This window comes from Leisingera sp., from assembly GCF_034669605.1.
In the GTDB taxonomy this organism is placed as follows: domain Bacteria; phylum Pseudomonadota; class Alphaproteobacteria; order Rhodobacterales; family Rhodobacteraceae; genus Leisingera.
In genome coordinates this window covers 1-5934 of the sequence record NZ_JAXMOX010000254.1, presented here as the reverse complement: position 1 = coordinate 5934, position 5934 = coordinate 1, and the positions used below count along the sequence as shown (strand labels likewise).

The window sequence follows — 5934 nt, the reverse complement described above, 5'->3', positions numbered from 1 at the left end:
GGGGCCGCCCGCGCTGACCCTTTATACCATGATCAACAACCGCACCGGCCGGGGCGGCCATGCGTCATTGATGATCAATGCGTCAGAGCGGGTGATCTTTGATCCGGCGGGCTCCTTCTATGCCTCGGTGGTGCCGGAACGCAACGACGTGCTTTATGGCATCACCCCCGCGGTGGAGCAGGCCTATCGCGGCGCCCATGCCCGCAGCACCTTCCATGTGGTTGTACAGCGGATCGAGGTCACGCCGGAGCAGGCCCAGAAAGCCTATCGGCTGGCGGTTGCCAATGGCCCTGTGCCGGGCGCCTATTGCGCTCAGGCCACCATCGGCATCCTGCAGCAGATCCCCGGGTTCGAGAGTCTGAACCGCACCTTCTATCCGGAAAAGCTGTCAGCGCAATTCGGCCAGCTTCCGGGCGTGGTGACGGAGCGCTACTACGAGAACGACAGCGCCGATCTGCAGGCGGGCCTTGCCAAAGGCGACGCCGCGCTGAGCGCCGCTACTGAATAATGCTGCCCGGTGCGGAGCGCTAGGCCGCAAGGTACAGCAGCAGCAGCGATACTCCGCCTGCGCCAAGCCCGCACAGCACGTTCCTGGTCAGGTAACCCGCTGCCAAGGTCGCGGCGGCGGCCGCAAAATGCATCAGGCTGGGGCTGCCGTCGGTGGGCGCCGGCCAGACCACCAGCGGCGCCACCAGCGCCGGAATGATGGCAACGGCGGTATAGCGCAGGTGGCGCATCAGCCAGGGCGCAATCGGCTTGCCGCCCATGAAGCCGATGAAGGCAAACCGCAGGGCATAGCTGCCCACGGCCAGGCCAAGGATCACAGTCCAGAGAAGCGGGGCGGGAATACTGCTCATTGCGCGGCCTCCATCTTGGTTTTCTGCCGCTCCAGCCACAGCTCCGCCTGGGCACCGGCAATCATGCCGGCAATCCCGGCCACAATCAAACCCAGGTTATAGGGCAGGGCAGCGGCGGGCAGGGCGGTGGCCACGGCGACGAAACAGGCGGCAATATGGGCAGGCGTGCGCAGCATCGGGCCGATCATCGCCAGGAACGCCAGCGGCAGCACGAAATCAACCCCCCAGCTGTCGGGGATCCGGGTGCCGACCAGCGCGCCAATTGCGGTGGCGATCACCCAGGCCGGGGCCACAATGCCATTGGTGCCAAAGAAATAGGCCATCCGCTGCGGTGCGGTCATTTCCGGCTCAGCCTCGAATTTGACGATCGACAGCGCATAGGACTGATCCACCATGAAATAGGCGGCCAGCGCCCGCTGCCACATCGGCGCATCGCCCAGGTAAGGCGTCAGCGATGCCGAATACATTGCCATCCGCAGGTTCACCGCCAGCGCCGAGATCAGGATGATGATCAGCGGCGCGTTCTCCTGCATCAGCTGCAGCGCGGTGAACTGGGCGGCGCCGGCAAAGACCGCCAATGAAAACGCAAAGGCTTCGGGCACGATCAGCCCGGCCTCCGCGGCCAGTACTCCGAACAGAAAGCCAAAGGGCGAGGCCATGAAGATAAAAGGGGCGCTGTCGCGAAACCCCTTCCAGAAGGCCGATTTGGTGGTGGTGATTGCCATCTGCGCGTCCTAGATTGCCTGCACCCGGACTAAGGCGGTGGCAGAAGGAATGCAATTGGTGAGTATGGATATCACGTCAGAATATCTGATCGCGCCCGGCGTCGCCGATCCGCGGCTGACCCGCACCGTCACCGGGGTGGACCAGGACGGCGAGGCCGGCGAGATTGCCGTGGTCGAGGAGCGGCCGCTGACCATCTTCCTGAATTCCCAGGAAATTGTCACCGCGATGACCATCGGCGACTATCCGGAATACCTGGCGCTTGGCTTCCTGCGCAATCAGCGCATGCTGCTGGACGGGGATGAGGTCACCCGCGTCGATTATGACGAGGACCTGGAAACCGTGGTGGTCCGCACCGCGGTGGAAACCAGCCATGAGGAAAAGCTGAAAAAGAAGACCCGCACCTCCGGCTGCGCGGTCGGCACCGTCTTTGGCGACATGATGGAGGGGCTGGAGGACGTGCGCCTGCCTGAGGTGCAGGTGAAAACCTCCTGGCTTTATACGCTGGCCCACAAGATCAACCGCACGCCGTCCTTGTACCTGGAGGCCGGCGCCATCCACGGCACCGTGCTCTGCCACCAGGACCGCCCGCTGGTCTATATGGAGGATGTTGGCCGCCACAACGCGGTGGACAAGATCGCAGGCTGGATGCTGTCCGAAGGGGCCGAACCCGCGGACAAGATCCTCTATACCACCGGGCGGCTGACCTCGGAGATGGTGATCAAGACCGCGATGATGGGCATCCCGGTGCTGGCTTCGCGCTCCGGCTTCACCGCCTGGGGCGTGGAGATCGCCCGCGAGGTCGGCCTCACCCTCATTGGCCGGATGCGCGGCCAGCGGTTCATCTGCCTGTCGGGCGACGAGAGGCTGCTGCGCGACATGGACCCGAAAAACGCGCCGGTTGAAGACAAGAAACACCGGCGCAAGAGCGCGGACGGCTAACCGGTTTCCGCGCGGAGTTCGGTCCGGGAAACGCGTGTTTTCCTGCTCTGGAGGAGAAGGCATGACAGAAATACCCCCCCTCGGCGTGATTCTCGCAGGCGGCCTCGCCACCCGGATGGGCGGCGGCGACAAGGGGCGGCTGCAGGTCGGCGGCCAGAGCCTCTTGTCCCGCGTCGTGGACCGGCTGTCGCCGCAGGTCTCAGGGCTGGCGCTCAATGCCAATGGTGATCCGGAACGGTTCGGTGACATGGGCCTGCCGGTGATTGCCGACTCGATCGAGGGTTTCGCCGGGCCGCTGGCGGGCGTGCTGGCGGGGCTCGACTGGGCCGCAGAGCAGGGGGCTGAGGCCATCGTCACCGCCGCCGCAGACACGCCCTTCTTTCCGCAGGATCTGGTCGCCCGGCTGGCCGCCGCAGCGGCGGACATGGATCACCCGCTGGTGATGGCCACCACTCCGCGCACCGGCGATGAGGCGCTGAAATCCGGAGGCGGAAAGCGCGTCAACCGGCACCCGGCCTTTGGCCTTTGGCCCGTCGCCCTGCGCGATGACCTGCGCGCCGCATTGCAGGACGGGTTGCGCAAGGTGGTCCTGTGGACCGACCGGCACGGCGGCCGCGAGGCCATGTTCGAAGCTGATCGTTTCGACCCGTTCTTCAACATCAACACGCCAGAGGATCTGACCCGCGCCGAGGCGCTGCTGAAATGAAGGTCTACGGCGTCACCGGCTGGAAGAACAACGGCAAGACCGGGCTGATGGAACGGCTGGTAACGGAGTTCACGTCCCGCGGCTTCACCGTGTCCACCATTAAACACGCCCATCACGCAACGGACGTGGACCAGCCCGGCACCGACAGCTACCGCCACCGTCAGGCTGGCGCGTCCGAGGTGGTGCTGGCCTCGGCAGGGCGCGTGGCGATCATGCAGGAGCTGCGCGGCGCAGCAGAGCCGCCGCTGGCAGAGCTGCTGGCCCGCCTCAATCCGGTCGATCTGGTGCTGGTCGAGGGCTACAAACGCGAACCCCACCCTAAGGTCGAGGCCTGCCGGCAGGACGCAGGCACCGATCTGATCGCCCCGCGGGATCCAAGCATCCGGGCCGTCGCCAGCGACACCCCGCTGGCGCTGGACTGCCCGGTGTTTGATCTGAACGCCACTTCGGAGATTGCGGATTTCATCCAGACGGACTTGGGACTGTGACCGGCTTTGACACCATTCTGACCGTCGACTGGTCCGCTGCCAAGCGCAAACCCCGGCGCCAAAGCAAGGATGCGGTCTGGCTCGGGGTGGCGCGCGGCGGAACCGCCGAACAGCAGATCTATTGCCGCAGCCGGCAGGAGGCAGAGGCGTGGATCAGCAAATTCCTTGATGTGGAACAGGCGGCAGGGCGGCGGGTCTTGGCAGCTTTTGATTTTCCCTTCGGCTATCCGCGCGGATTTGCGCGCCGGGTGACCGGCTCGGATGATCCCTTTGCCCTGTGGCATTGGCTGGAAGAGCGGATCGAAGACGCTGAGGACGGCAGCAACAACCGGTTTGATGTGGCCTCTGCAATGAACCGGCTGTTTGCCGGCGCCGGCCCGTTCTGGGGCAAGCCGGATCAGAAGAACTGGCCGGACATTCCCTACCGCAAGGCCGGCATAAGCTATGAAGAAGTGGCAGAACGGCGCAGCGCCGATCTGGCGGCCAAGGCGTCGTCCTCCTGTTTTCAGCTGTTTTTCAACCCGACGGTCGGCAGCCAGACCCTCATGGGGGTGCCGGTGCTGCAGCGGCTGCGTCTGCGGCACAAGGCCGCCGTCTGGCCGTTCGAGAAGGTTGAGACTGCGCAAACCGTGCTGGCGGAAATTTGGCCGGGTTTGATCGAACCCGCCGTCAAGGCTGCCATGGCGGTTGCAGGCCCGGAAGAGATACGCGACCGGGTGCAGATGCGGCTGTTGTCGCAGGCGCTCGGCCGTTTGCCTGCAGAAGAACTGGCGGCGATGCTGGCCGCAGCGCCAAAGGCAGCGCAAGAGGAGGCTTGGATTTTGGGCACCGGATACGAAGACCGCTTGAATGCGCTGGCCCCGGACGAACCGGGCCGGTTGACACCGCCGCCGCTCAGCAATGATTGCTTTGCCCTGCCTGCGGGCGTCGACTGGACCCCGGTCGATGATGCGTTGCAACTGCTAAAGGACCGGCTCGGCCCTGTCACCGGGGTGGAAACCGTGCCGCTGGCAGACGCCCTGGGCCGGGTGCTGGCAGAGGATGCGGTAGCCCAACGCGCCAACCCGCCGCTGCCGAATACGGCGGTGGACGGATACGGTTTCGCAGGCGGCCGGGCAGAGGGGCCGCATGTGCTGCCGCTGGTTCAGGGCCGCGCAGCGGCCGGTGTCCCTTTTGATGGCGCGGTGCCCGGCGGCAGCGCCATCCGGGTGCTGACCGGGGCAGCGCTGCCCGATGGCGTGGACACGGTGATTTTGGAGGAAGACGTCAACACCGACGGCGCCCGGATCGCCTTCAACGGTCCGCTGAAGCGCGGGGCAAACACCCGCAAGGCAGGCGAGGATGTCTCCGCAGATGAGGTGATCCTGGCCGCGGGCCGTGTCGTGTCGCCTGCCGATCTGGCGCTGGCCGCTGCAACCGGGCTGGCGGAACTCACGGTGCGGCTGCCGCTGCGGGTCGGGGTGCTCTCCACCGGCGACGAGCTGGTCGAGGCGGGGGAACCGGCGGGCAAGGGTCAGATATTCGATGCCAACCGCCCGATGCTGCTGGCGCTGATATGGCAGCTGGGCTTTATGCCGGTGGATCTGGGCAAGGCCGCAGACGACCGCGAAGCCCTGCGCGCGCATCTCGACGGCGCGGCAGCCCGAACGGACGTAATCCTGACTTCGGGCGGGGCCTCGGCCGGGGACGAGGATCACATGTCGGCGCTGCTGCGCGAGGCCGGTGCGATGCAGGAATGGCGCATCGCGCTGAAACCGGGGCGCCCGCTGGCCTTGGGCATGTGGCAGGGCACACCGGTCTTCGGCCTGCCGGGCAACCCGGTTGCAGCGCTGGTCTGCACGCTGATTTTTGCCCGCCCCGCGATGGGGCTGATGGCGGGCGCGGGCTGGCAGGCCCCGCAGGGTTTCGAGGTTCCGGCGGCTTTCGAAAAGCGCAAGAAGCCGGGCCGCCGCGAATACCTGCGCGCGCGGGTGCGCGAGGGCTGCGCGGAGGTTTTCAAATCCGAAGGCTCCGGCCGGATCAGCGGCCTCAGCTGGGCCGAGGGGCTGGTGGAGCTTGGCGACGGGCCTGGGCATATCAAGCCGGGCGATCCGGTGCGTTTCATCCCCTACGGCAGTTTCGCCCTTTAGGCGGGATGCTCCCGCCCGCGGCACAGCGCATCACAGATGCTTGCCCGCCGTTTGGCCGGGCGCCGGGCTTGCGCCCGGCGTGGCACTCC

The 5934-nt window shown here is 66.2% G+C and carries 7 protein-coding genes; 5 read left to right on the top strand and 2 right to left on the bottom strand.

Translation table 11 applies throughout. The features are described 5' to 3' along the window. The coding region (locus VOI29_RS21995; RefSeq protein WP_323783705.1) for a hypothetical protein at positions 1-508 on the top strand (508 nt) is incomplete at its 5' end. A 19-nt stretch (positions 509-527) separates the two neighbouring features. Here the strand turns inward: VOI29_RS21995 and VOI29_RS21990 are convergent. After that, a complete protein-coding gene (locus VOI29_RS21990; RefSeq protein WP_323783703.1) occupies positions 528-857 on the bottom strand; it encodes an AzlD domain-containing protein in 330 nt (109 codons plus the stop codon). Further along, entirely contained in the window at positions 854-1582 is a 729-nt protein-coding gene (locus tag VOI29_RS21985) for an AzlC family ABC transporter permease (protein WP_323783701.1), read from the bottom strand. Before VOI29_RS21985 ends, VOI29_RS21990 begins: the two co-directional genes overlap by 4 nt. A gap of 64 nt (positions 1583-1646) precedes the next feature. On the opposite strand from VOI29_RS21985, the gene VOI29_RS21980 reads away from it, so the two are divergent. The 4 genes from VOI29_RS21980 (at position 1647) to glp (ending at position 5845) form a co-directional block, all read left to right on the top strand. After that, entirely contained in the window at positions 1647-2522 is an 876-nt protein-coding gene (locus VOI29_RS21980) for a formate dehydrogenase accessory sulfurtransferase FdhD (RefSeq protein WP_323783699.1), read from the top strand. Positions 2523-2583: 61 nt separating this feature from the next. Beyond that, positions 2584-3228 (top strand): molybdenum cofactor guanylyltransferase MobA, encoded by a 645-nt coding sequence (gene mobA, locus VOI29_RS21975; RefSeq protein ID WP_323783697.1) that lies wholly within the window; start codon positions 2584-2586, stop codon positions 3226-3228. Continuing rightward, positions 3225-3716: a molybdopterin-guanine dinucleotide biosynthesis protein B gene (gene mobB / locus VOI29_RS21970; RefSeq protein WP_323783695.1), complete on the top strand. Its 492-nt coding sequence runs from the start codon at positions 3225-3227 to the stop codon at positions 3714-3716. Before mobA ends, mobB begins: the two co-directional genes overlap by 4 nt. Further along, a complete protein-coding gene (glp, locus tag VOI29_RS21965; RefSeq protein ID WP_323783693.1) occupies positions 3713-5845 on the top strand; it encodes a gephyrin-like molybdotransferase Glp in 2133 nt (710 codons plus the stop codon). The genes mobB and glp overlap by 4 nt, the downstream gene beginning before the upstream one ends. Positions 5846-5934 lie beyond the last annotated feature (89 nt).

What these genes read in the sequence shown, in the direction of transcription:
- VOI29_RS21985 (WP_323783701.1), bottom strand. Translation starts at nt 1,582, where the DNA reads ATGGCAATCACCACCACCAAATCGGCCTTCTGGAAGGGGTTTCGCGAC.
- mobA (WP_323783697.1), top strand. Translation starts at nt 2,584, where the DNA reads ATGACAGAAATACCCCCCCTCGGCGTGATTCTCGCAGGCGGCCTCGCC.
- mobB (WP_323783695.1), top strand. Translation starts at nt 3,225, where the DNA reads ATGAAGGTCTACGGCGTCACCGGCTGGAAGAACAACGGCAAGACCGGG.
- VOI29_RS21980 (WP_323783699.1), top strand. Translation starts at nt 1,647, where the DNA reads ATGGATATCACGTCAGAATATCTGATCGCGCCCGGCGTCGCCGATCCG.
- VOI29_RS21990 (WP_323783703.1), bottom strand. Translation starts at nt 857, where the DNA reads ATGAGCAGTATTCCCGCCCCGCTTCTCTGGACTGTGATCCTTGGCCTG.